The sequence below is a fragment of the Staphylococcus sp. AC872 genome (assembly GCF_979255425.1).
Map to the genome: position 1 here is coordinate 80,293 of NZ_CEEDKW010000006.1, position 24,055 is coordinate 104,347.

A 24,055-nucleotide genomic window follows, 5' to 3' on the forward strand; every position below is an offset into this window, starting at 1 on the left:
AATAAAAGAGCCTTCTACTACTACCTAGATAGAGTGAAGGCTCTTATACGTCCATTCGCTCTTATCGTTCAGACATTATACGTCTGCAAACGGTTTGGCACCTTTCTTTTTATATGTAAAAAGAGGTTGCTGGGTTTCATTGGGTCCATGTCCCTCCACCACTCAGGATAAGAGAATCCGTTAAAATTAATACTACCTAATAAGAGAATTAATGTCAATTTATGATTTAAGTTATTTTAGTAATAATTTACGGTGGATTAATTAAATTGATATGTTATACTATTGAAATGTAAAGGCTTACATTATAACTATCTGGAGGGATTAAGTATGTCGATTGATACATACTCTGAAACGACTAAAATTAAACAATTATTAGAAAAACCATCAACAAAGTTTCAACTATCAACAACTCAACTTTACAATAAAATATTAGATAATAATGAAGGTGAACTTACTGAATTAGGTGCTATTAATGCTAGCACTGGTAAATACACTGGCCGCTCACCTAAGGATAAGTTTATCGTTACTGAACCTTCATATAGAGATAATGTAGATTGGGGAGACGTCAATCAACCTATCGATGAAGAAACATTTTTAAAGCTTTACAATAAAGTATTAGACTACTTAGGCAAGAAAGACGAATTATATGTTTTTAATGGTTACGCAGGTAGTGATAAAGATTCACGTTTGAAATTAACTGTCATTAACGAATTAGCATGGCATAATTTATTTGCACATAACATGTTCATTCGTCCTGAATCTAAAGAAGAAGCAAAATCAATCAAACCTAACTTTACAATTGTATCTGCACCACATTTCAAAGCTGATCCTGAAGTTGATGGCACGAAGACTGAAACGTTTGTCATTGTGTCATTTAAACATAAAGTGATTTTAATCGGTGGTACAGAATATGCTGGGGAAATGAAAAAAGGTATCTTTTCAGTAATGAATTACCTATTACCTATGCAAGATATTATGAGTATGCATTGCTCTGCTAACGTGGGAGAAAAAGGCGATGTAGCACTATTCTTTGGTTTATCAGGTACAGGTAAAACAACGTTGTCAGCTGATCCTGAAAGAAAATTAATCGGTGACGATGAACATGGTTGGAATAAAAATGGCGTGTTCAACATTGAAGGTGGTTGTTATGCAAAAGCAATCAATCTTTCAAAAGAAAAAGAGCCACAAATTTATGATGCTATTGAATACGGCACTATCTTAGAAAACACAGTCGTTAAAGAAGACGGTACTGTTGATTTCGATGATAATAAATTCACTGAAAATACAAGAGCAGCTTATCCTATTCATCATATTGATAATATTGTATTACCTTCAAAAGCAGCACATCCTAATACGATTATCTTTTTAACTGCAGATGCATTTGGAGTGATTCCTCCAATTTCAAAATTAAATAAAGATCAAGCAATGTATCATTTCTTAAGTGGTTTCACGTCTAAATTAGCAGGTACAGAACGTGGTGTAACAGAACCTGAACCATCATTCTCTACTTGTTTCGGCGCACCTTTCTTACCACTTCATCCTACAGTTTATGCAGATCTTTTAGGAGAATTAATTGATAAACATGATGTTGATGTTTATTTAGTTAACACTGGATGGACTGGCGGTAAATATGGTGTTGGTAGAAGAATTAGTTTACACTATACGCGTCAAATGGTTAACCAAGCTATCTCAGGGAAATTAAAAGATGCAGAGTTTACAAAAGACTCAACATTTGGTTTAAATATTCCAGTTGAAATTAAAGATGTACCAAAAACAATCTTAAATCCTATCAATGCTTGGAGCGACGCTGAAAAATATAAAGCACAAGCAAATGATCTTATCCAAAGATTTGAAGATAACTTCAAAAAATTCGGCCCTGAAGTCGAACACATTTCTGACAAAGGTGCTTTCAATAAATAAAAGTAAAACAGGCTGGGACATAAATATATATTTCAAGTTACATTCATATTTAGGCAGTAGTTGACTGTAAAGTCATTCTTTTTCTTAAAGAAATTAGAATGACTTACACATGAGTATTAACTCATGTGTTCAGATTAAGTTTAAGAGGTATACATGAACTTAAAAGTTCATGCATAAAACCGTCTAAGTAATGAATTACAAAGACGGTCTAATGTACCAAGCTTTTTCATTTCTAGTCAACCTTGCCGGGGGGACGGGCCCCAAACATAGAGAATTTCGAAAAGAAAATCTACAGACAATGCAAGTTGGGGATGGACAACGATAAAGAAATACTTTTTCTTTAGAAATTAGTATTTCTTATGCATGAGTTTCACTCATGTATTCCTATTTTAAAGTACACATTAGCTGTGGCTAATGCGTAAGAACCACTTCATATTCAATGATTAGTGGTTCTTTATTATTTCTGTCCCACTCCCTATTTTTTGTTTATTTCTATTTGAGTCATCCATTTATGTATGTACTTTAAAGTTTCTTTTAAAGCAAATGGTCGAGGTACATGTCCTTCTTCCATTTGATAAAGTGTATCATAATGCACACCAATGTCTTTCAATCGTCGTTCTAGATAATAAGCTTGATGAATACCTACCTGTTTATCTTTACCACCATGTACAATTAAAATCGGTGGACTTTGCGGTGTAATATATTGTATCGCTTCTCTAACTTCATATGCTTCATGATCTTTTTTAGGGTGCCCAACCATTCTTCTCAGCATCCCTCTTAAATCCACACGCTCTTCATACATTAAATGTATATCAGAAACACCACCCCAAATGATATAACTATCAACTGGTAAATCTTGAAATGTTAGCAAGCCTTGCAACCCACCACGAGAAAATCCAATCATATGTATAAACGCGTTGGGATATTTTGAATGTAATATGCGTATAAGTTCAGTGACATCATTTAAATCTCCTCGATAAAACTCATCTTTACCTTCACTACCATTATTACCTCTATAATAAGGACCCACAACAAGTGTCTGTTCATTAGCAAATTGCATTAAGCGAGCTGCTCGTACCCGACCAACTTGTCCTTTTCCGCCTCTTAAATAAACCACTATTCTATTAACTTTACTATATGGTGTCATCATTAGTGCCTTCACTTTTAGATGATCAACATCATAAGTGATTTCATCAAACTGGTGCGTAGCTATTTCAATCGGCATTCTTTTCGTTTTAATAAAGTCCAAGTGAAATCACCCTTTCAAAACAGTGTAAAATGGCGTCATCTTGTAGCAAAAAACTACGTTCACTATATGGTATGTCTTCTATAGAAGTAAAAAGACAAGGGCCATCTGTTTCTAAATAGTCAGTTCGATTGGCTAAAGATGAAACTTGAATAAAATAAACATCTTTGACAAACCTAGAGGCATCGTTAGTTTTCACAGTATATTGAGCAATGTACTGTATTTCTTCTATATATGCACCGGTTTCTTCATATAATTCACGCTGGATAGCATCAATGCTTGATTCTCCATGTTCCCTTTTGCCGCCAGGAAATTCAATACCTCTATTTTTATGTCGAGTAAATAATAACTTCCCTTGGTATACTGGTATTGCAAGAACGTGATTACCTGTTGGATTATCTGTATTCGCTTTATATGTTAACTGCACTTCTCTTTGGTCTTTATCTAAAAACTTCAAGTACATCACATTCCTTTATAATATGTTAAAATAACTGTATTCAAAATTCTGGTTGGAGGCTTTTTTATGAAAAAAATATTCTTAGCCTTGATACATTTTTATCAACGCTATATTTCTCCATTAACACCACCTACATGTCGCTTTTATCCTACATGTTCAGAATATACGCGTGAAGCGATTCAATATCATGGTGCTTTCAAAGGATTATATTTAGGCATTCGACGCATACTCAAATGCCATCCACTACATAAAGGTGGCTATGACCCAGTACCGCTTGCTAAAAATAAGTCTAAACATCACCATTAATACATTCTAATTTACTTCTATCTACTACAGGGGGAATGAATTCAATCATTCCCTCTTTTAAAATACCTTCATTTTCCACAAAGTCATTTTCAAAATAATAGCCTGCTGGCGTCACATCACCAGGATAATCACCATATTGAGATAACATTGCAGTAAAATAACGACTCAATCCGTATTCATACATACCACCTACAACAATATTAATACCCCTATTTTTTAGATAATCAATGGTTTCTATAACACGGTCAATACCACCTAATCTAAACGGCTTGAGTACAACAGTATCAATTTGATAATGCGAAACAATAAACTGAATATCATCAATTGATGTTGCCTTTTCATCAATTGCAATAGGTAATTGCGGTTCATTATCAAACTGTTTTAAGGTATTAATATTAGCAAACGGTTCTTCTATATATAATATATTTTGATTCATATCTTTATTTATTTCTTGGTATTGATTGATATCGAGTGACTCATTTGCATCGATGACAATATCAAATGGAAATTCTAATGACTTTAATTTATTAATATCAGAAATTAATTGATTTGAATATTTCACTTTTATACGTTTAGGTTGCGTTTGCTTTAACGTCGCAAATTGGGCATCACTCCATCCACTGACGGTAGCACCATATTCAACCTTAAATGCTTTAAGTTTATAATACATTTGATATAACGCCATGACAACTGTACTGCGGGCTGCCGGACAATGATTTAATGTGTTCAATAGCGACTGCCATTCTTCAAATGAATATACATCCTTATTCTTAATTGATACAAACCACTGTTCGATCTGTTGTTTAACAGAAGATATAGTTTCCTTATCGTACCATGGTGTTTTAAAGGCGTTGCACTCACCAAAATACGTATCACCTGTTTCAGTAATCAGTTCGATGATTAAACATTCTCTTTTGTCTAATGACACTTTAGGTGTCACAATAGGTGATTTAAATGCCTGACTATACAAGTAAAACTTCAACTCATTAATCTTCATTTTCAGATTCCTTTGACATCACTTTATTTCTTTGTAGTTTACCTGTTGAAGTATATGGTAATTCATTTACTTCATAAAAGGCTTTAGGTATTTTATATTTAGCTAAATGTGTGGAGAAATGTTGTTGTAAATCATTTTTATCAAAGTGGTCTTGGGCGATATAATATAGTACCGGTACTTGACCCCAAGTGTCATCATTTTGACCAATACATACGGCGTCTTCAATTTCAGGAAAATGTTTAGCTACAGATTCAATTTGGTATGGATAGATATTTTCTCCACCACTAATGATTAAGTCTTTACGACGATCATAAATCATAACGAAGCCATCATCGTCAATTTCAGCAATATCACCTGTTTTAAAAAAGCCATCTTCAAATGTATCTGTTAAATTAGAAGGATATAAATAACCATTCATTACATTTACCCCTTTTATGAGTAATTCACCGTGACCATTTTGATCAGCATCTTTAATTTTAACTTTGACATTATCACTCGGTTTACCAACTGTATCATATCGTTGAGCCAACATATCTGGTGTCGCAGTTAAAAATTGTGAACATGTTTCAGTCATTCCAAACGAATTATAAATAGGCAAGCGATAATCTAATGCTTGTTGAATTAAATTTGAAGAAAGCTTTGCGCCACCTAACAGAATCTTTTCTAATTGATATGGCTTTTCTAAACCTGCATCCATTAACCATTTTAATGTTTGTGGCACAAGTGACACATGAGTAATATCTTCATTTTTAATAATATCAAGCATATTTTCTGTATTATATTTCTCTAATAGTCTGACAGTAAATCCTTCCATCACACTACGTAATATCACACTCAAACCTGATATATGATAAATCGGGAGTACAGATAACCATTTAGATTGTTGACTATATCCTAAGCTCCTTTTACATCCTTCTGCACTTGCTAGATGATTCTTAAACGTTTGAGGCACAGCCTTTTGTGGACCAGTCGTACCCGATGTAAACATGATTGATGCGATATTTTCTAATTTAAAAATATTCATTTGATCTTCTATTTGATTTAAAAGCTGAATTTCCTCAATATTGTATATATTAAAACCTTCTAATTCTAAAGATGTCGTTGTGATAATTGTATTAACATCGATTGAATTCATTTGAGCAATCATTTCATTAGTCGTTAACCGAGTATTAATCATCGCAATTTCAATATTAGCAAGCCAACATGCATGTATTAAAATCAATGACTCAATTCGATTATTAATATGTAAACCAATTCTTGACTGAGATAATTGGTTTAAATGTTGTGAAAGTCCATGCGCTTCATCATATAAAGCTTTGAATGTAAGCGAGTGTTGTCCATCAGTCACAGCTATTTTATTTTTATTCTTGATAGATTGTTCTTTTAACCAAAAGTCCACGAGTCATTCCTCCATTTATCATTACATATTTAATTATAACGATTTTAATTGAATCTATCAGTGGTCAAATCTTAAATTTCTAAATAAAGTATGTAGAAATAAATGTATATCTACACCCTTGCATTCAAGAATGTCCTTTTAAATTATAAAAACTACACCTTGGGAAATACGTATATAAAATAAGAAAAAAATCCCTAAAAAGATTAAAAAAGATTTATATTAAAGATACAAATTATAGGAGGTGAATCACAATGCAATTTATCACAGATCTTATCAAAAAAGCAGTAGATTTCTTCAAAGGTTTATTTGGTAACAAATAATCTGCATCATGATCATCCTGGAACTCAAGTTCCATAATCCTATGGCCCTAAAGCATACCTTATCGTATCGCTTTAGGGTTTTTCTTATATGTTTGATATGCTATATGTGGATATAGTTTTATTTAATTGGTAGACAAAGTTTGAATGAAAAAGAATATATTATAAATATTATTGTTACTAAGATACTCAGATATGCTTCATATATGACTTTGAAATTATAAACAGACATAAAATAATTGCAATGTTTTCAAAATCAATTGCAAAATTTCTGATAACCTTAACCCCTTCTATTTTTATAATCCCAAATCTGGTGATTACTAACATTTATTATATTGTTAAACAGTGACTCATAATCATATTGACTTCTCTTATAACTTTCATTTGAATTTATCCATAAAAAAAATAGAGATTGAAATAGTAATACTTCAATCTCTATAATATAATTTTTTGTTTAATTGTATAAATTCTCATGATGTACCTCTTTAAATTAAAAAAGCAGGAAGAGTACAAAACTCAATCCTGCATAATACTATGATATTCATTATTACGCCTTGCCTCATAGTAAGACGGCTACTGTAATTAATGTATTTTGTTTTAAAGTCCACGCATGGTCGTTGACTTATATATATTATAACATTTTTATTTTATTTCTCAATATATAATTCTAATGTTTTATTTCTTTTTTTAACGTTGTGTGGTTGTCTTTCTTTATGGTCTTCAATTTTTGATTGGGCAACTTTACTCACTTTTATTAGAATTTAGACTTTCATTTAAATTCTCTTATCCTCAAATTAATGCCTAATTTAAAAGAAAACAAAAATAAGCCTAGAATGGATTAAAACCATTCTAGGCGTTTTTACGGAGAGTGAGGGATTCGAACCCTCGAGACGCTTGTGGCGCCTACACACTTTCCAGGCGTGCTCCTTCGGCCAGCTCGGACAACTCTCCATCATAATATGATAAATAAAAAAACAGAAGCGATATTTCACTTCTGTTTGTATGACTCCTACGGGACTCGAACCCGTGTTACCGCCGTGAAAGGGCGGTGTCTTAACCGCTTGACCAAGGAGCCATGGCTCCACAGGTAGGACTCGAACCTACGACCGATCGGTTAACAGCCGATAGCTCTACCACTGAGCTACTGTGGAATAATAATGGAGCGGGTGATGGGAATCGAACCCACAACATCAGCTTGGAAGGCTGAGGTTTTGCCATTAAACTACACCCGCATGTGAAATGTAATACGATTATGGGGCGGTTGAAGGGAATCGAACCCTCGAATGTCGGAACCACAATCCGATGCGTTAACCACTTCGCCACAACCGCCAAAAATGACGAATGGTTCAGGACAGAGTCGAACTGCCGACACATGGAGCTTCAATCCATTGCTCTACCAACTGAGCTACTGAACCATAATATTAATAATGGCGGTCTCGACGGGAATCGAACCCGCGATCTCCTGCGTGACAGGCAGGCGTGTTAACCGCTACACTACGAGACCTATTAAAACTATGTATTGCGGGAGGCGGATTTGAACCACCGACCTTCGGGTTATGAGCCCGACGAGCTACCGAACTGCTCCATCCCGCGATAATATTATTTTTGACTACTTGATTATTGTACCATCATTAGCTTAATAAAGTCAACACTTTTTTAAAACTAAATTTACATTGTTTGAATTAATAAAACAATCGATACGTTCAAGTTGCTTTAATACGCTCTCGCTTAACACTTTATTAGTATATTAAGTTTGTTACTATTAGTCAATATTAATTCCAAATTAAAATGTGTAAAAATTACTACTTGATTTCATTTTATAACAAAAGTGTCTAAATGGCCTTCTATTATATTAACTTTCATCCAATATTGATACCTTTTCTATTAAATGATCATCTTCTATTTTTCATGTTTTCTGTTTTTCGTCCCTTACTGCTACTAAATGGATCACAATATCAAATGACTAACGCCATACTTATCTATTCTAAATAAGTACGGCGCATATTTAAAATTATATTATTAATTTCCCTACCCTATTGCGTCATAAATCCTTGCATACGATTTTGTAGTGATGTGAATGTAGTAAAACCATCCTCTTCCATAAAATGGCCACCATCTTCAACAACTCTCATACGTCCATCTAAGGTATCCATAAGTCGCTTCGTTTCTTTATATGAAACATGTGTATCATTTTTAGAACTCAAACCATAAAAATGATCTACTTTACTTTTAACTCGTTCATAATTAATCGTTACTCCATGTAAATCAATATTTTCATCTATGTCTACTGCATCATCTTTAAAACCAGCAATACTGAATAGCCCTTCAACATTTTGTTCTAATGTTTCTATAAATTTCAAAGTCGCTATCGTTCCAAATCCATGTGTTACAAAATATGTATCTTTCTTTCTTACATTTAATTGTTGTTGCATTTGCTTAACCCACATATCAATTTTAGCAGGAGTATTAGCTTCTAAATTAAAAAGAGAGACTTTATATCCTTCTAACGTTAAATTGTGACCTAACCATTCATACCAATGATTATGTGCATTTCCTACACTTGAATGAACAATGATGACATCTGTCATTTTTATCAACCTCACTTCTAGATTAAGTAGCAGTCTTTATCATGAACGTATTTATCTTTATTCTATATCAAAAGCACTTTAAAAAGACATTGTTATCCTTTTAAAGTGCTTTAATTAAATTATAAAACGTATTAACGTAATTCCTCTAGCATTTCATCAACCGCATTATGACCTTGTTGGATACAATCAGGTAGGCCAACCGCTTCAAATGGCGCCCCTGTAATTTTTAATCGCGGATAAGTTCGTTTAATATGTTCTTGAATTTTTCTAATTTGTTTAATGTGACCTACATGGTATTGAGGCATACTTTTCGGTAATCGATTGACTATTGTGAATTCAGGATCACCTTTAAATGTCATCATTTGTTTTAAATCACGACGTACTATAGAAACAATTTCTTCATCTGTGTGATCATCCACAACAGTATCACCTGGTTTACCAACATAAGCTCTTATTAAAACTTTGCCTTCTGGTGTTGTAAATGGCCATTTTTTAGATGTCCATGTACATGCCGTAATATCTGTATTACTTGTTCTAGCAATTACAAAACCAGTACCATCATAAGTATTTTCAATATCTTTTTCATCAAATGCTAGGACAACTGTTGCCACTGTTGTTGAATCCATCGTATTGAAATAATCAAACGCTGGATCATGATTGAACCATTGCATAAACACTTGTTGAGGTGTAGTGACTAATACACCATCATATACTTCATTTTTACCATCAACAACCACTTGATAGTCTCTTTGAGATACAATAATATCTTCAACTTTAGTGTTATATTGAATGTCTACACCTTGATTTTTAACAGCTTCTTCAAGTGCTTCGATAAATGAGCTTAAACCATGCTTGAACTGTTTAAATTGTCCTTTAGGCGCACCTGGGTATAATTGACGTTGTTTAATACGTTGTTCTTTTTCATCTTTCATACCTTTAATTAAGCTACCAAAGGCTTCTTCTTTTTCTTTAAAATTGGGAAATGTACTCATTAAACTTAAGTCATCTATATTTGTACCATAGATACCACCCATTAGTGGTTCAATTAAATTCTCAAGAACTTCATCACCTAAACGTTGTCTAAAGAAATCACCTACTGAAATGTCATCTTCTATCTCGATAGGCTTTTTAAATAAATCTAATCCAGCTCTAAGTTTACCTAATGGTGAAATTAATTTAGTTTTGATAAAAGGTTTAATATCCGTTGGTATGCCCATAATAGAACCACCCGGTATCGGATATAATTTATTTTTAGCATAAATGTATGATTGACCTGTCGTATTGGTAATTAAATCATTACCTAATCCAATTTCATTAGCTATATCAGTCATAATCGTTTTTCTACCTAAATAAGACTCTGGGCCTAATTCAATCGTATAGCCATCTTTACGGTATGTTTGGATTTTTCCACCTGGTCGATTGGTTGCCTCATAAATGGTTACATTTAAATGAGGATTTTGTTTTTTCATATAGTAAGCACTTGTTAAGCCGGTTATACCTGCACCGATGATTGCTACATTCTTACTCAAAATCATTCACGCTTCCTTCTATTAAAATACTGATTTAATTTCGTCTACAATTGCACCGATAAATAATGGATGCGTATTAGGCATGTCTGGACGATAATAATTTGCACCGATGTCGTCACAAACAACTTTACATTCATAGTCATTATCATATAAAACTTCTAAATGTTCGCATACAAATCCTACTGGTGTATAGATAAAGTTTTTATAGCCATGCGCATCATATAAATCTCTTGTTAAATCCTGTACGTCAGGCCCTAACCAAGGTGTACCAGTATTACCTTCTGATTGCCAACCTTCAGCAACATGGATAATATTTGATTTAACTTTTAATTGTTCTGCTGTGTCATGTAGCTCTTTAGGATATGGATCATTGTTTCTTTCAATTAATCCTTTAGGTAGACTGTGTGCAGATACAACTAATACAGTATCGTCATGTTCTTCAGATGGAATCTGTTTTAAAGTATCATTAATTTGGTTAGTCCAAAATTCTAAGAATTTCGGTTGGTGATAATAATGTTTAACATGATGTAATTGAATACCGTATTTTTCAGCCTCTTGATCAGCACGTTCATCATAAGAGCCGACTGAAAAGCTTGAATAATGTGGTGCTAAAACTACAGTTACTGCTTCAGTAATCCCATCATTATTCATAGACTCAACCGCTTCTTCTATATATGGTGAAATATGTTTAAGACCTAAATATAACTTAAATTCAACATCGTCATATGCGTCGTTTAAGGCATCTTTTAATGCTTCTGCTTGTCTGTCTGTAGTACCTGCTAATGGTGACAATCCACCAATAAATTCATAGCGGTTTTTTAAATCTTGTAGTTCTTCATCTGTTGGTTTTTTACCGTGTCTGATATCAGTATAATAAGGTTCAATGTCACTTTCTTTGTAAGGTGTGCCATAAGCCATTACTAATAATCCTATTGTTTTACTCATTTATAAAACCACCCTTTAATCTAATCATATTACTTACGTTATTCAAATTGAATTAATAGAACTACTGTTGAGTATAATCATGTACAAATTGACTTACTTTGCGAAGTGTTTCTGGTTGAACTTCTGGGAAGACACCATGCCCAAGGTTAAAGATATGTTTGCCTCTAGACATACCTTGGTCTAAAATGTCTTTTAATCTCTCTTCAATTACTTCCCATGGCGCTAATAGCAATGATGGGTCTAAATTGCCTTGTAATGTTTTGTTTACGCCCATTTGTTGAGCTTGCTGAATGGATGTTCTCCAGTCTAAACCTAGCACATCAATTGGTAAATCATTCCATTCGTTAATTAAATGACTCGCACCAACACCAAACAATATAACTGGAACTTGATGTTGACGCTTAATACCATTTACTAGTTTATCCATACCTGGCTTAATATATTTTCTATAATCCTGAACATTTAAAGCGCCTACCCAAGAGTCAAAGATTTGAACCAACTCGGCACCTGCTTCTATTTGTGCATTAACGTAATCTATGGAAATAGCAACCAAATGATCCATTAAAGCAAACCAAGTAGCTTCATCTCGATACATCATTGCTTTAGTTAAATTGTAATTTTTAGATGGTCCGCCTTCTATCATATATGAAGCTAAAGTGAATGGAGCACCAGTAAAACCAATTAACGGTACATTTAATTTTTCTTCAGTTAATATTTTTATCGTATCTAAAACATATGGTACATCTCGTTTTGGATCAATTTGAGAAAGTTTTTCAACATCTTGTACTGATTTAATTGGATTTTGTATCACTGGTCCGATTCCAGATTTAATTTCAACATCTACACCAATAGGTTTTAACGGTGTCATAATATCTTTATATAAAATCGCAGCATCTGTATTGTAATTATCAACTGGTAAGTGTGTGACATATGCACATAATTCAGGTTGATGCGTAATCTCGAATAACGAATATTTCTCTTTTAATTTACGGTATTCTGGTTGTGACCTCCCTGCCTGACGCATAAACCAGACTGGTGTATGGGATGTCTTTTCACCTTTTATCATTTTTAAAATCGTATCATTCTTGGTATGCACCATTTAGTCCCCCTAAATTAAAATCATTCTTATCTATAATATCATATTGTATGTTCGTTCGTATTTTATTGTGCTTAAATGTCATAAAAAAGACATAGTAAAATTATTTGGAAATATGAACTACTTACAAATTGTCATAATTTTTTATTTAGATATTGAAATTCAATATAATAACTCGTCATTTTATATCATGGATATAATATAATTCCATTTAATTTCAGTTTAATTTGTAATAAATCAATACATTCTTATACATTTATTTTAAAAATCAGACTTTTAAGGTAGAAAATAAAAAATGATAATCGTATAATTAATAAAAACAAGGGAGGTAACTGTCATGAATTTATATACATCTTATGGGACTTATGGATTTTTAAATCAAATTCAACTTAATAATCCAGACCATGATTTATTCCAATATTCAGCATCAGATACTTCAGTTATATTAGAAGAAACTGAAGGAAAATCTGTACTAAAACATCCAAGTGCATATGAAGTATTATATAGCGTGGGCGAATTTAATGAAGAACATTTTTACTGCGCTCTATTCATTCCTTCATCTGAAGATCATAAAAATCAATTAGAAAAACAATTACTTCATTTTGGTGCACCTTTTGACAATTTCGGCGGGTTCAAAAGTTATCGATTATTACGACCATTAGAAGGCAATACATATAAATTGTATTTTGGTTTTGCTAATCGTAGTGCATATGAAGACTTTAAGTCATCTGACTTATTCCAAGATCATTTTTCTAAAGCAGCATTAAATCAATTCTTTGGATATAGTGGCCAACATTCAAGTTACTTTGAACGTTACTTATATCCAGTAGATCATAATTAAAAATAAAAAAGTTGTCCTATAGCAAAGATATTACTTTTGCTATTAGGACAACTTTTTATTTAATCTCTTAATAATGTTTCTTGGTATTTTAATTTTTTAATCGTACTTCTAATCGTTAAATATCCAACTAAGAAGAATACGATTGAAAAGAAAAATAATGTTGGATTCGTAATTGAAAATGTAATTGTAAATATCAAACCAATAATAATCATAAGTCTATATAAAAACTTCTCATAACCTTTGATAACAATTGTATCAGGTACAGGCCAAACCTGTGGCCATAGTCCATAAGCTTGTTGAGTATAGAACTGAGACATTTGTAATAATGTGATATACATAAATAAACTACCTATTAATATAGAGATTACCGGATTTGAAAGCCATACCATTAATATCACTGCTATAAGTGTCAATCTTAATATGATACTGAAAGCATCTCTACCTCGTACAAAACTTCGTATAAATAAATATAAGTACATTTGATTAGCATTAAATTTCCGACCTTTCGGTACCGGTAAAATAAAATCTAAATAACTACGTCTAACCGCTGACTCTCTCAAATGTTTGACATCGGTAAACATATTTACAAATTTATAATAATTTGTATGATGTCTATGTTCTAATCCAATCATTCTATCCCATGGATATAATTGTTTGTCTGCTTTAGGTTTTAAAGTAGCAATCAATACTAAAATTAATAAAGTGACAATTAACGCTAAATACGTTTGTAATCCGAGGATCAAATAATAGTTCATACTTAAAATAATAAAAAAGCCTATATTCATTAACCAAGTTGATACACCTAATCGATAACCAATCCATCTTAGGCATAACACTAAATAAGGTAGAATGAGTGCGATTACTACAAAAACAATATAGTATTGCAAATGGTGATGATTCAATTTATAAAATAATGGCAATGGTACGATGAGTAATACCAATTGCGTTACTATTCTTGCAAAGTAACTATATTGTATACTTAATGTCATATAGCGTTTCATGTACTTTTCAAATGGTAATAAAAAGATTTGATCTGCTTCTTTTAATAATGTTCTTAATGGAAATAATGAAGCAATCGCCAAAATGATACTAGTTATAAGTGCATAATCAATATGCTCCGGTATATGTTTTAACCACTCACCATACCCCATGATAAAAGCACCAAACAAGATTAAAAGAAAGACTGTAAAATGACCATTAAAAATAAATTTATTATAGTAATTTTTTTCTTTACGTATCGCCTTTTGACGCTTTCTAAATAATATTGTTGCTTGATTATTCATTGGCATGTCCACCTTGAGTAACATGTATATAAATATCATCTAGTGTATGATGGTTGAGCCCAGTTTGTGCCCTTAATTCATCTAAATTTCCAAAAGCGACAACTTCACCTTTATCTAAAATAATAAAACGATCGCAATAGCGTTCGGCAGTTGCTAAGATATGTGTACTCATCAACACAGTGCGCCCTTCATTTTTCTTTTCTACCATTAAATCAAGCATGGACTGTATACCTAACGGATCTAAACCTAAAAATGGTTCGTCAATAATATACAATTCAGGATTTACGATAAACGCACATATAATCATCACTTTTTGTTTCATACCTTTTGAAAAATGGCTTGGAAAAACCTTTAATTCATCTTGTAATCTAAATATTTTTAATAACGGTTCTGCCCTTTTCATTGCTTCATCTTGTGATAGTCCATATGCCATTGCAGTCATTTCAATATGTTCTTGTAACGTTAATTCTTCATAAATAACTGGTGACTCTGGAATATATGATAATTTTCGACGATATGTTTCAATATCGTCAGTTATATTAGTGTTAGAAATTGATAATGATCCAGATGTAGGAGTTAAAAGTCCTAACATATGTTTGATAGTAGTACTTTTACCAGCACCATTTAGACCTATTAATCCAACGATTTCGCCTTCTCTTAATTCAAAATTGATATCTTTAATTACAGGTCGTTTACCGTAACCACCTGTTAGATGTTCTACTTTTACTGTCATAAGGCACCTCCACGAGACCTATTGTATCAAAAATTATGAATTACACCTAAAATTAGCTATGATGAATGACGAATTTTTGTTAGTAATGCTATAATATATTTTAAGATGAAGAGAAGAGGAGTGTAATCAACATGTCTGAAACGATTTTCAGTAAAATTATTACTGGTGAAATTCCTAGCTTTAAAATTTATGAAAATGATTATGTCTATGCCTTTTTAGATATTTCTCAAGTAACGAAAGGTCATACACTTTTAATTCCTAAAAAAGCTTCAGCAAATATCTTTGAAACAGATGAAGAAACAATGAAACATATTGGTGTTGCCCTTCCTAAAGTAGCGAATGCAATTAAAAAAGCATTTAATCCTGATGGCTTAAACATTATACAAAATAATGGTGAATTCGCTGATCAATCAGTTTTCCATTTACATTTCCATTTGATTCCAAGATATGAAAATGACATTGATGGCTTTGGTTATAAGTGGGAAACACATGAAGATGTAATAAATGATGAAACTAAAAAAGAAATTGCTGCTCAAATTCAAGCTCAATTTGAATAATCATGCTTAATTTGTATTAAAATGGGTATAAGATGAATAATACAATTATCCGAGATATAAAAGTGAGGAGATTTATAATGAAAGTAACACGCGTATTGTTTGGTATTGGCGTAGGTGTTGCCGCTGGTTTCGCAGTATCATTGCGTAATCGTGATGACCAAAGCGTTAAGAATAACACTATTGATGGCGGACAGCCAACTGGCGCTCAATCAGAGTTACAACGTGAACTAGAAACAATGAAACAATCATTTAATGACATATTAAATTATAGTTCACAAATTAAAAATGAAGGTACAGAGTTCGGTAGTTCAATCGGTGATGAAATTAAAACATTAATCGGTAACTTCAAGTCTGATATTAACCCTAATATTGAAAAGCTACAATCTCACATTGAGAATTTACAAAACCGTGGCGAAGAAATTAGTAATACATTTTCTAAAGAAAAATAAATAATTTATTGTATGGTATTCCCTATTCAAAAATGTAATCATCGATTGCAATTGTTGAATAGGGTTTTCTAATATATTGACACACCTATTAAAAAAATATTATTTGATTGATTTATCCTAAATTCCTATTGACTTCATCCATAATTCAATAGATAATACCATACATATATTGACTAAGAAATGAGGCATGTTGCATGTTTTTATGTACAAGACAAATTGATATTCATGAAAGATTTGGTATCCCTAGAATTGCATTCATGAGTATTGTTGGTACCATTATAATGTTTTTGTTTAGTTATGAAGTCATGTACTTTTTTAGTAACACGCCATTATCTGATAAACATTTCCTAATTGTGCTTTTACTTGTATTTTTTATGTATCCATTACATAAAGGGGTTCATTTATTATTTTTCCTACCCTTTTACAAATCATTTCGAATTCATAAATTAACACGAAAAAAATGGATTCCATATTTTAATACTTATGTAAACACACCCATCCATAAAGTTTATTTTTGTATCAATTTGATATTACCTTTTATATTAATATCATCATTATTTATTTTTTTATGTATGTATTTTCCACAATATGGACATTATTGTATGTTTCTATTAGCACTTAATTTTGGTTTTTCTGTACTTGATTTACTTTATTTAAAAATTTTAGTGTTTTCAAATTATGGGAATTATATTGAAGAACACCAATCTGGCATACACATTTTGAAGAAAGAAAAATTTATCGCTTCTATATAGGTTTAAATATAAACTGTCTTTCAAGTTATTATCTTGATTGACAGTTTTTTTATGGGGATTGTTTTTAATCTTTAAATTACCTAGTACTATAGTCCTAAAGAGAGGGTTTTGAATTGGTACCTTCCCTTTTATATGTTATATTTACGTTGATTATATACATAAAGGAGCTAACAACATATGAAAGCATTTAACAAAATCATGATACCAGTGACTGCTAGTGCCCTTTTACTAGGTGCATGCGGATCAGATGCGACAGATTCAAAAGAAAACACGCTCATATCATCTAAAGCTGGAGATGTTAAAGTTGAGGATGTTATGAAGAAAATTGGTAAAGACCAAATTGCTAGTAAATCATTCAGTATCGCTCTAGATAAAATTCTCGCTGATAAATATAAAGATAAAGTAGATACTAAAGATATTGATAAAGATATTAAAAAAGAAGAAAAGCAATATGGTGGTAAGGAACAATTTGAAAGTGTCTTAAAGCAACAAGGTATGTCAATGGATGATTACAAAGATCAAAAACGTTTATCCGCATATCAGAAAGAATTATTAAATGATAAGATAAAAGTGTCTGATAAAGAAATCAAAGATAATACTAAAAAAGCCTCTCATATCTTAATCAAAGTTAAATCTAAAGACAGTGATAAAGAAGGATTATCAGATAAAAAAGCAAAACAAAAAGCTGAAGAAATTCAAAAAGAAGTTTCTAAAGATCCAAGTAAATTTGGAGAAATCGCTAAAAAAGAATCTATGGATAAATCTAGTGCTAAAAAAGATGGTTCCCTTGGTTATGTAACAAAAGGACAAATGATGGAAAGCTTCGACAAAGCGCTATTTAAACTAAAAGAAGGCGAAGTTTCTAAAGTTGTCAAAACTGATTATGGTTACCATATCATTAAAGCTGACAAAGAAACTGACTTTAACTCAGAAAAGTCAAATCTGAAATCTAAAATTTTAGAACAAAAAATTCAAAAAGACCCTAAATTATTAACTGATGCTTATAAAGAAATCCTGGACGAATATAAAGTAGATTATAAAGATAGAGATATTAAAAAAGCTGTTGATGATACAATTTTAGATCCAGACAAGATTAAACAACAAGAACAACAATCATCACAAGGTGGCGCTAGCATGCAACAAGGTGCTCCAGGAATGACAGGATCATAATTCGTAATTAGCATAATAGATAGTAACATTTTGCAATCTTAAATACACATGTTATAATATATGTAACAGAGATTTCAGTATGGAAACACCAATCCCCTCACTATTTGCGGTAGTGAGGGGATTTTTTAGTGTAGCTACATATGTCGCCTATTTACTTGTCGTTACGATGGCGTAGCCAATGCGCAAATAATGTAACGATACAACCACTAATAACAGTAGTTGCGATATGAACAAAGATTTCAGTCATGGAAGTAACACCCCCTCTCATCGTCTTAATGACGCCTGAGAGATAGGCGACGATATAATTATATCATCTCTACTCACTTTTGAAATATACTGATTATAGATTAAATTAAAAAAGGTGATGAATTCATATTCGAGTTCATCACCTTTTTTTCATATTAATCTAATTGTATTGGATTGTAGAATTGTCTATTTTCAAGACCAAAAATTCGCTCTGTAAATTGACCTTTATCCGTTTTCTTAAATGCTTTTTCAAACATGTTCATTTTAGCATCTATATTATCTATGAAAAATAGAATCTCGGCTTCTTTTAAATGTGGCATTTTAGGTGAACCAAACTCTAACTTACCGTGATGAGCTAAGATCATATGTCTTAATAACATGACCTCTTCACCATCAATGCCAAGTTCTTTTGCTGCTTCAGCCACTTCATCGCTTGCAATAGAAATATGCCCTAATAAATTACCTTCCACTGTATACGTCGTAGCCACAGGACCGCTTAACTCTTTTACTTTACCTAAATCATGTAAAATGATGGCACTATATAAGAGACTTCTATTTAATAGTGGGTATATATCACAAATAGATTTAGCAACTTTTAACATCGTTAAAACATGATAGCTTAAACCACTAGCAAAGTTATGATGATGTGAACTAGCTGCTGGAAATGTAAAGAAGCTTTCTTGATACTTTTTAATTAAGTGTCTTGTAATACGTTGTAAATTAGCATTTTCAATATCTAACATATAATGTGAAAGTGCTTCTTGTATTTCAGCTGGAGACATAGGTGCACCATCTACGAAATCTTGTGTATTCATGTTATCTTCAGGTGTCGCTAATCGAATTTGATTCACTTTCATTTGTTTACGGCCACGATAATTAATGACATCACCTTTTACATGTACGATTTCTTCTGGCTTCAATGTCTGCATATCTTCCTTCGTAGCAGTCCATAATTTAGCCTCGATATCTCCACTTTTATCTTGTAAATATAGCGTCATGTAGTCTTTACCTTGAGCTGTCACACCTTGTGTTGCTCTGTGGATTAAAAAGAAGTGATTAACTGAATCACCGGGATTTAATTTTTCTACATTTCTCATTATTTCCCGCCTTTCTCTAATTTATTTAAAGTAATCATTTCTTTAGTTGGAACAATATTATCATTAGTACATGTAAAGTATATTACTTGATGTTCCGTTGATAATGTTCTTAAATAATTTATCATTCTTTCTTTACGATCTTTATCAAAGTGTACAAACGCATCATCCACAATAATTGGGAATGGGTAATAAGGTTTTAATACTTTGATCAAACTCAATCTAAGTGCAACATATAATAACTCTTTCGTAGATTGACTTAACTCTACAGGTTGGTACATTTGACCATTTTCATGTTTAACTTGAATGGCTTCTTCTGAATAATAAATATTAGTATAAGCTCCATTAGTAAGATTTGTGAATATAAGAATGGCTTCATTAATCACCTGTGGTAAACGTTTATCTTTAATTTGTTTGATATGTTCATCTACTAAACTTTGTAAGTAACTTAAACTTGCCCAATCTTTAGCTATGCTATTCATTCTATTTTTTAGACTATGATACTCATGACGTAGTTGTGTTAATGTCGTATCTGTTTCCATATGATTAATTTGAGCATTGAGATCACTAACTTCAGATTGCATATCAAGATATTGTTCATTATATTGATCAACTTGCTGTGCTAGTAATTGATTTTCTTCATTTAACTGTGCTGTGGTTTTATCACTTAATTGTGAACTAGCATCATATGAGTAATTTTGATTTTCAAGATATTTTGTTAAATCATTGAAACGCGTCAATTGATTAGTATATGTTTGATACTTTTCATGATGTTGATAGTATTCTTCTTCTGTTGAGACGCCGATATGATTAAATAATTCGTTAATCGTTTGATTATTTTCCTCTAAGTGTGCTCGTAGCTGTGATAACTCATCATTTAATAATTTACTTTGTTCAGTATTTTTATGCCATTTTTCATTACTATCCTCAGCGTTTTTAAGCCATTGTTTCACATCATGGAAGAACGACATTTTGTTAAAATAAGTAAATTGTGATTGTGTAACTGCTTCTGCATGATTATAAAATGCCTCTAAATCACTTACTATTTGATGACGCTTTGAATTTAATTCATCAATATACTGGTCGTTTGATTTGATTTGTCCCATTGTACCTATACTTTCAACAATTAGGCTATCTGATATTTTAGGCGAAAGATGTAACTCTTGTTTCGCAACTTCTATATTATGATTGATATCATTTAAACGTTGTTCTGCCTTAGATAAAGCATTGTTCATATAATTGGATTTTTCATCTAGAACATCTTTATTTTTTAATGCATGTTGCCAATGATCACGTGTACGTTGCTGTTCGTCTAAATCAAAGTCTAAATCATATTGATTTTCTAAAACTTCTAATTGGTTTTCTAAATCGTCAATTTCTTGTGTGATTGTTTCACTATAATCTACTTCCTTAGATTTCACTAGGAATATACCGATAACAAACACAACAGTTAATACTGCAAATATAACTCCAAAAATCATGTTTTGAGTTAAAAATGCAAAAACGGTCAACGCTGCGCCAACTATTGCTAGTAAAATAAATACCATACGCAACATTTTTTGTCGTTTGCTTTTACGCTCTTGTTCAATTTCAAATGTTTCTTTTAATTTTTCATAGAGGTTTTCTTTCTCGTTTAATTCAACAATTTGTTGTTTGTGCTCTTTTTTCTTTTCGAACGTTTCTTCTGGAACAAGTAGATTTTCTAATTGATCTAATTCATTGCTATTTGCGTTTTGTTCAATTTTATTATCTTCAATGCTACGTTCTAATTGTTGAATATAAGCCACTTGTTCTTGCTTGTTTTTAATTTGATCACTAATATGACTCTTCATTGCTTCTGAACTATCAACATCATGATAAGTTTCATTCCAACCGATATTCGATTGCATACTTTCTTTATCACGTTGTTTATCAGAAATTTCTTTTTCTATAGATCGTAATTCATATTCTTTTTGTTTAATCTCATTTTCTTGTTGATATAAACTATTAAAAGCATCGATATCAGACTGTTTAGCAGGTTCTATAGATTGATTATCTTCTTTGATGTGAGACAATTGCTGTTCTCTTAAACTGATGTCTCTAAGCAAGGATTGTCTTTGTGCATTTGCAGCTTCATAACGATCAATTCCTTTTTCAGGGAAGTGTAATGGTTCAACATTGAGTGCATGTTCTAATTGTTTCCATTCTTGTGTTTGATCATGTAAAGCTACTTCTTTTTGTTTTTCTTCATGCATTTTAGAAAGTTGGTTCAAGTTTTGTTTAATATTATCAAGGCGTCGTGACGATTTATCTTTTTCATCAACTAATCTATGATAAGTATCAAGTTTTGCTTCTTCATCTCGAATTTGCGCTTCTAATTGTTTTAACTGATCCACTTGTTGATTAATAATTGGATTTTTACCCGACTTTTTATACAATTCGTCCTTCTTCTGACTTATCGTATCTCTCATGCTTGTAAATTCAGTAGATCCTAAAGCGCCCGCTTCGAGTAAATAGTCTTGTAACTGTTTTTCGTCTAAATTACGATGAATATCTTGCAAGCCTAAGACATCAAAAGAAAATATACCTTGGTATGTTTTTTTAGATATATAATTCAATTTCTTTTGTAACCATTCTTCATCTCGCACGCTACCATCTTCTAGGTATACTTTAACATCACCTTGGGCACTACCTTTAATACGTTCAACTTCAACGACATTTCCATCGTCTAATTGAAGCGTCAATTTACCACCATATTGATTACCTAATCTTGGTTCTAAACGCGGCTCTTTAGACTTCTTAGTGGGAAATCCAAATAATATAGAATGGATGAAAGCTTGAATCGTTGATTTGCCAGCTTCATTTTCACCAAAAATTTCAGTAAATGATTGGTTAAACTCAATATTTCGTTGAACAAATTGTCCATAGCCATATATCTCAAGTGATTTAATTATCATTTTGTTCACCTCTCATGTCTGCCTTTAATAAGTCCTCAGCATGATTGACTAGCTCTGTTTTATCAAATGTTGTATAGTCATCTAAATATTTAGATGCTCGTGGATTTAAATATAAATCTGACATTGCTTTATCGAATACTGTTCTATCATTTAATAAATCATTCGAAAATTCATTTACTAAAGGCGACTCGTCGTTCGTTTTATATTTTAAATTTAAATCCTCAATAAATACAAAATCTTTTTCATTTTCTTCATAATCTGTAATCATTTCTTCGACTTGTAATATATCTTGAGGTGACATCGTTGATTCACTATTGATAATGACATTTAAACGGTAAAATGCTTTCCCTTCTTCTCGTACTTTATCTTTAAATGCTTGAATTGCTTCATACAAACCTTGTTTAGTCGTTTCTGAAGTTTCAATTGTCGCTTCTTCAAATTTAATGGATTGTGTCGGATAGAACTGTGTAGTTAGCTTTAAATTATCCCCTTGGATAAGTAAACAACCTTTTTCACCTTTTTCATTAAAATGTCGACCTTGTATATTACCAGCATAATTAATAACTGGTAAGTCACTTAATTGTTGTCTTTCATGAATGTGACCTAAAGCCCAATAATGGTACAATTTACTATTTAAATCTTCTAGTCTAAATTCAGTATATCTATCTTTAACTGATGACTTACTATAAGTACCATGTAGCACACCTATATGTATACCTTGTTGTCCCTGACTAGATGGAAAGCTATCAATTTTGTTCTCATAACTTGCATCATTTTGATAACTAAATCCATGTATAAAAATGGTCTCTCCATCTTTAGTTATTGCTTGATAAGTTTCTACTTGATTTGAAAATACAGATACATTTTTAGGCCAATTTGATGATATCTTTGTAGATAACGGATCATGATTACCATGACAAATGTATACGAAAATTTGTTCTTTTTCTAATCGTTCGAATTGCTCTTTTAAAAACACTTCAGCTCGTAACGTACGATTTTCTTTATCGAATAAATCACCAGCAATGATAATAAAGTCTACTTCTTTTTCTAATGCTAAATCAACAATATGTTGAAAACTTTCATATGCACTTTTTTGAACATCCTCAAATATATTAGGACTCAAATGACTTTTAGATTTAAAAGGACTGTCTAAATGTAAATCCGCACAATGTATAAATTTAACCATAAGCTCTA

At 31.8% G+C, this 24,055-nt stretch carries 22 protein-coding genes, 8 tRNA genes and 1 riboswitch; of the genes, 8 read left to right on the forward strand and 22 right to left on the reverse strand.

Annotated features, from left to right (window positions below):
- Positions 1 to 58 precede the first annotated feature (58 nt).
- Positions 59 to 174: riboswitch (SAM riboswitch) on the reverse strand.
- 153 nt (positions 175 to 327) lie between these two features.
- Entirely contained in the window at positions 328 to 1,920 is a 1,593-nt protein-coding gene (gene pckA, locus ACZ267_RS10010; protein WP_002466245.1) for a phosphoenolpyruvate carboxykinase (ATP), read from the forward strand.
- Positions 1,921 to 2,395: 475 nt separating this feature from the next.
- On the opposite strand, the gene ACZ267_RS10015 is transcribed toward pckA, so the two are convergent.
- Both ACZ267_RS10015 and ytkD read right to left on the reverse strand, forming a co-directional pair.
- Positions 2,396 to 3,145: an alpha/beta hydrolase family protein gene (locus tag ACZ267_RS10015; protein WP_161767517.1), complete on the reverse strand. Its 750-nt coding sequence runs from the start codon at positions 3,143 to 3,145 to the stop codon at positions 2,396 to 2,398.
- A 10-nt stretch (positions 3,146 to 3,155) separates the two neighbouring features.
- On the reverse strand, positions 3,156 to 3,629 hold the full coding sequence (gene ytkD / locus ACZ267_RS10020) for an RNA deprotection pyrophosphohydrolase (protein WP_002466823.1): 474 nt from the start codon (positions 3,627 to 3,629) through the stop codon (positions 3,156 to 3,158).
- A gap of 60 nt (positions 3,630 to 3,689) precedes the next feature.
- Here ytkD and yidD point away from each other — a divergent pair, with 60 nt between their 5' ends.
- Positions 3,690 to 3,929, forward strand: a complete 240-nt coding sequence (gene yidD, locus ACZ267_RS10025; RefSeq protein WP_002452125.1) for a membrane protein insertion efficiency factor YidD — start codon at positions 3,690 to 3,692, stop codon at positions 3,927 to 3,929.
- Here yidD and menC read toward each other — a convergent pair.
- Both menC and menE read right to left on the reverse strand, forming a co-directional pair.
- Positions 3,913 to 4,926: an o-succinylbenzoate synthase gene (gene menC / locus ACZ267_RS10030; RefSeq protein ID WP_002466818.1), complete on the reverse strand. Its 1,014-nt coding sequence runs from the start codon at positions 4,924 to 4,926 to the stop codon at positions 3,913 to 3,915. The genes yidD and menC overlap by 17 nt on opposite strands.
- Positions 4,916 to 6,325, reverse strand: a complete 1,410-nt coding sequence (gene menE / locus ACZ267_RS10035) for an o-succinylbenzoate--CoA ligase (protein ID WP_002466826.1) — start codon at positions 6,323 to 6,325, stop codon at positions 4,916 to 4,918. The genes menC and menE overlap by 11 nt, the downstream gene beginning before the upstream one ends.
- A 251-nt stretch (positions 6,326 to 6,576) precedes the next feature.
- Between menE and ACZ267_RS10040 the strand changes: the two genes are divergently transcribed.
- Entirely contained in the window at positions 6,577 to 6,645 is a 69-nt protein-coding gene (locus tag ACZ267_RS10040) for an epsilon family phenol-soluble modulin (protein WP_100066984.1), read from the forward strand.
- 859 nt (positions 6,646 to 7,504) lie between these two features.
- Here the strand turns inward: ACZ267_RS10040 and ACZ267_RS10045 are convergent.
- The 12 genes from ACZ267_RS10045 to hemE all read right to left on the reverse strand — a co-directional run bounded on the left by ACZ267_RS10045 (position 7,505) and on the right by hemE (position 12,803).
- A tRNA-Ser gene (locus ACZ267_RS10045) sits at positions 7,505 to 7,593 on the reverse strand.
- Between the two features lie 52 nt (positions 7,594 to 7,645).
- Positions 7,646 to 7,717 (reverse strand) — tRNA-Glu (locus ACZ267_RS10050).
- A gap of 1 nt (position 7,718) precedes the next feature.
- Positions 7,719 to 7,793 (reverse strand) — tRNA-Asn (locus ACZ267_RS10055).
- Between the two features lie 7 nt (positions 7,794 to 7,800).
- Positions 7,801 to 7,874, reverse strand: a tRNA-Gly gene (locus ACZ267_RS10060).
- A 21-nt stretch (positions 7,875 to 7,895) separates the two neighbouring features.
- Positions 7,896 to 7,971 (reverse strand) — tRNA-His (locus ACZ267_RS10065).
- 13 nt (positions 7,972 to 7,984) lie between these two features.
- Positions 7,985 to 8,057: transfer RNA gene (locus tag ACZ267_RS10070), tRNA-Phe, on the reverse strand.
- 13 nt (positions 8,058 to 8,070) lie between these two features.
- A tRNA-Asp gene (locus ACZ267_RS10075) sits at positions 8,071 to 8,146 on the reverse strand.
- A gap of 15 nt (positions 8,147 to 8,161) precedes the next feature.
- A tRNA-Met gene (locus ACZ267_RS10080) sits at positions 8,162 to 8,235 on the reverse strand.
- A gap of 440 nt (positions 8,236 to 8,675) precedes the next feature.
- On the reverse strand, positions 8,676 to 9,230 hold the full coding sequence (locus ACZ267_RS10085) for an RBBP9/YdeN family alpha/beta hydrolase (protein ID WP_002452122.1): 555 nt from the start codon (positions 9,228 to 9,230) through the stop codon (positions 8,676 to 8,678).
- Positions 9,231 to 9,361: 131 nt separating this feature from the next.
- Complete coding sequence (hemY, locus tag ACZ267_RS10090; protein ID WP_015364876.1) at positions 9,362 to 10,759, reverse strand: protoporphyrinogen oxidase; 1,398 nt, start codon at positions 10,757 to 10,759, stop codon at positions 9,362 to 9,364.
- A gap of 21 nt (positions 10,760 to 10,780) precedes the next feature.
- A complete protein-coding gene (hemH, locus tag ACZ267_RS10095) occupies positions 10,781 to 11,704 on the reverse strand; it encodes a ferrochelatase (RefSeq protein ID WP_002466815.1) in 924 nt (307 codons plus the stop codon).
- Between the two features lie 61 nt (positions 11,705 to 11,765).
- Positions 11,766 to 12,803, reverse strand: a complete 1,038-nt coding sequence (hemE, locus tag ACZ267_RS10100) for a uroporphyrinogen decarboxylase (RefSeq protein ID WP_002466820.1) — start codon at positions 12,801 to 12,803, stop codon at positions 11,766 to 11,768.
- A 334-nt stretch (positions 12,804 to 13,137) separates the two neighbouring features.
- Here hemE and traP point away from each other — a divergent pair, with 334 nt between their 5' ends.
- Positions 13,138 to 13,641, forward strand: coding sequence for a signal transduction protein TRAP (gene traP / locus ACZ267_RS10105; RefSeq protein ID WP_002466817.1), 504 nt, complete (start codon positions 13,138 to 13,140; stop codon positions 13,639 to 13,641).
- Positions 13,642 to 13,700: 59 nt separating this feature from the next.
- On the opposite strand, the gene ecsB is transcribed toward traP, so the two are convergent.
- Positions 13,701 to 14,924 carry an ABC transporter permease EcsB gene (gene ecsB / locus ACZ267_RS10110; protein ID WP_002466814.1) on the reverse strand — a complete coding sequence of 408 codons (1,224 nt, stop codon included), beginning with the start codon at positions 14,922 to 14,924 and terminating at the stop codon, positions 13,701 to 13,703.
- On the reverse strand, positions 14,917 to 15,657 hold the full coding sequence (ecsA, locus tag ACZ267_RS10115; protein ID WP_002466806.1) for an ABC transporter ATP-binding protein EcsA: 741 nt from the start codon (positions 15,655 to 15,657) through the stop codon (positions 14,917 to 14,919). The genes ecsB and ecsA overlap by 8 nt, the downstream gene beginning before the upstream one ends.
- Positions 15,658 to 15,788: 131 nt before the next feature.
- Between ecsA and ACZ267_RS10120 the strand changes: the two genes are divergently transcribed.
- From ACZ267_RS10120 to prsA, 4 genes are all read left to right on the forward strand, one after another.
- Positions 15,789 to 16,214 carry an HIT family protein gene (locus tag ACZ267_RS10120; RefSeq protein WP_002466803.1) on the forward strand — a complete coding sequence of 142 codons (426 nt, stop codon included), beginning with the start codon at positions 15,789 to 15,791 and terminating at the stop codon, positions 16,212 to 16,214.
- Positions 16,215 to 16,291: 77 nt separating this feature from the next.
- The gene (locus ACZ267_RS10125) at positions 16,292 to 16,663 is read left to right on the forward strand and encodes a YtxH domain-containing protein (protein WP_002452114.1); all 372 of its coding nucleotides are present in this window, start codon (positions 16,292 to 16,294) and stop codon (positions 16,661 to 16,663) included.
- A 194-nt stretch (positions 16,664 to 16,857) separates the two neighbouring features.
- Positions 16,858 to 17,415 carry a DUF3267 domain-containing protein gene (locus tag ACZ267_RS10130; RefSeq protein WP_002466819.1) on the forward strand — a complete coding sequence of 186 codons (558 nt, stop codon included), beginning with the start codon at positions 16,858 to 16,860 and terminating at the stop codon, positions 17,413 to 17,415.
- A gap of 177 nt (positions 17,416 to 17,592) precedes the next feature.
- The gene (gene prsA / locus ACZ267_RS10135; protein ID WP_002466825.1) at positions 17,593 to 18,585 is read left to right on the forward strand and encodes a peptidylprolyl isomerase PrsA; all 993 of its coding nucleotides are present in this window, start codon (positions 17,593 to 17,595) and stop codon (positions 18,583 to 18,585) included.
- Positions 18,586 to 18,736: 151 nt separating this feature from the next.
- Here the strand turns inward: prsA and ACZ267_RS10140 are convergent, their stop codons facing one another.
- From ACZ267_RS10140 to ACZ267_RS10155, 4 genes are all read right to left on the reverse strand, one after another.
- On the reverse strand, positions 18,737 to 18,832 hold the full coding sequence (locus tag ACZ267_RS10140; protein ID WP_015364873.1) for a type I toxin-antitoxin system Fst family toxin: 96 nt from the start codon (positions 18,830 to 18,832) through the stop codon (positions 18,737 to 18,739).
- A 154-nt stretch (positions 18,833 to 18,986) separates the two neighbouring features.
- The gene (yhaM, locus tag ACZ267_RS10145) at positions 18,987 to 19,928 is read right to left on the reverse strand and encodes a 3'-5' exoribonuclease YhaM (RefSeq protein WP_002466800.1); all 942 of its coding nucleotides are present in this window, start codon (positions 19,926 to 19,928) and stop codon (positions 18,987 to 18,989) included.
- Positions 19,928 to 22,861 carry an ATP-binding protein gene (locus ACZ267_RS10150; RefSeq protein WP_002466810.1) on the reverse strand — a complete coding sequence of 978 codons (2,934 nt, stop codon included), beginning with the start codon at positions 22,859 to 22,861 and terminating at the stop codon, positions 19,928 to 19,930. Before ACZ267_RS10150 ends, yhaM begins: the two co-directional genes overlap by 1 nt.
- Entirely contained in the window at positions 22,851 to 24,047 is a 1,197-nt protein-coding gene (locus ACZ267_RS10155) for a metallophosphoesterase family protein (RefSeq protein ID WP_002466812.1), read from the reverse strand. Before ACZ267_RS10155 ends, ACZ267_RS10150 begins: the two co-directional genes overlap by 11 nt.
- Positions 24,048 to 24,055 lie beyond the last annotated feature (8 nt).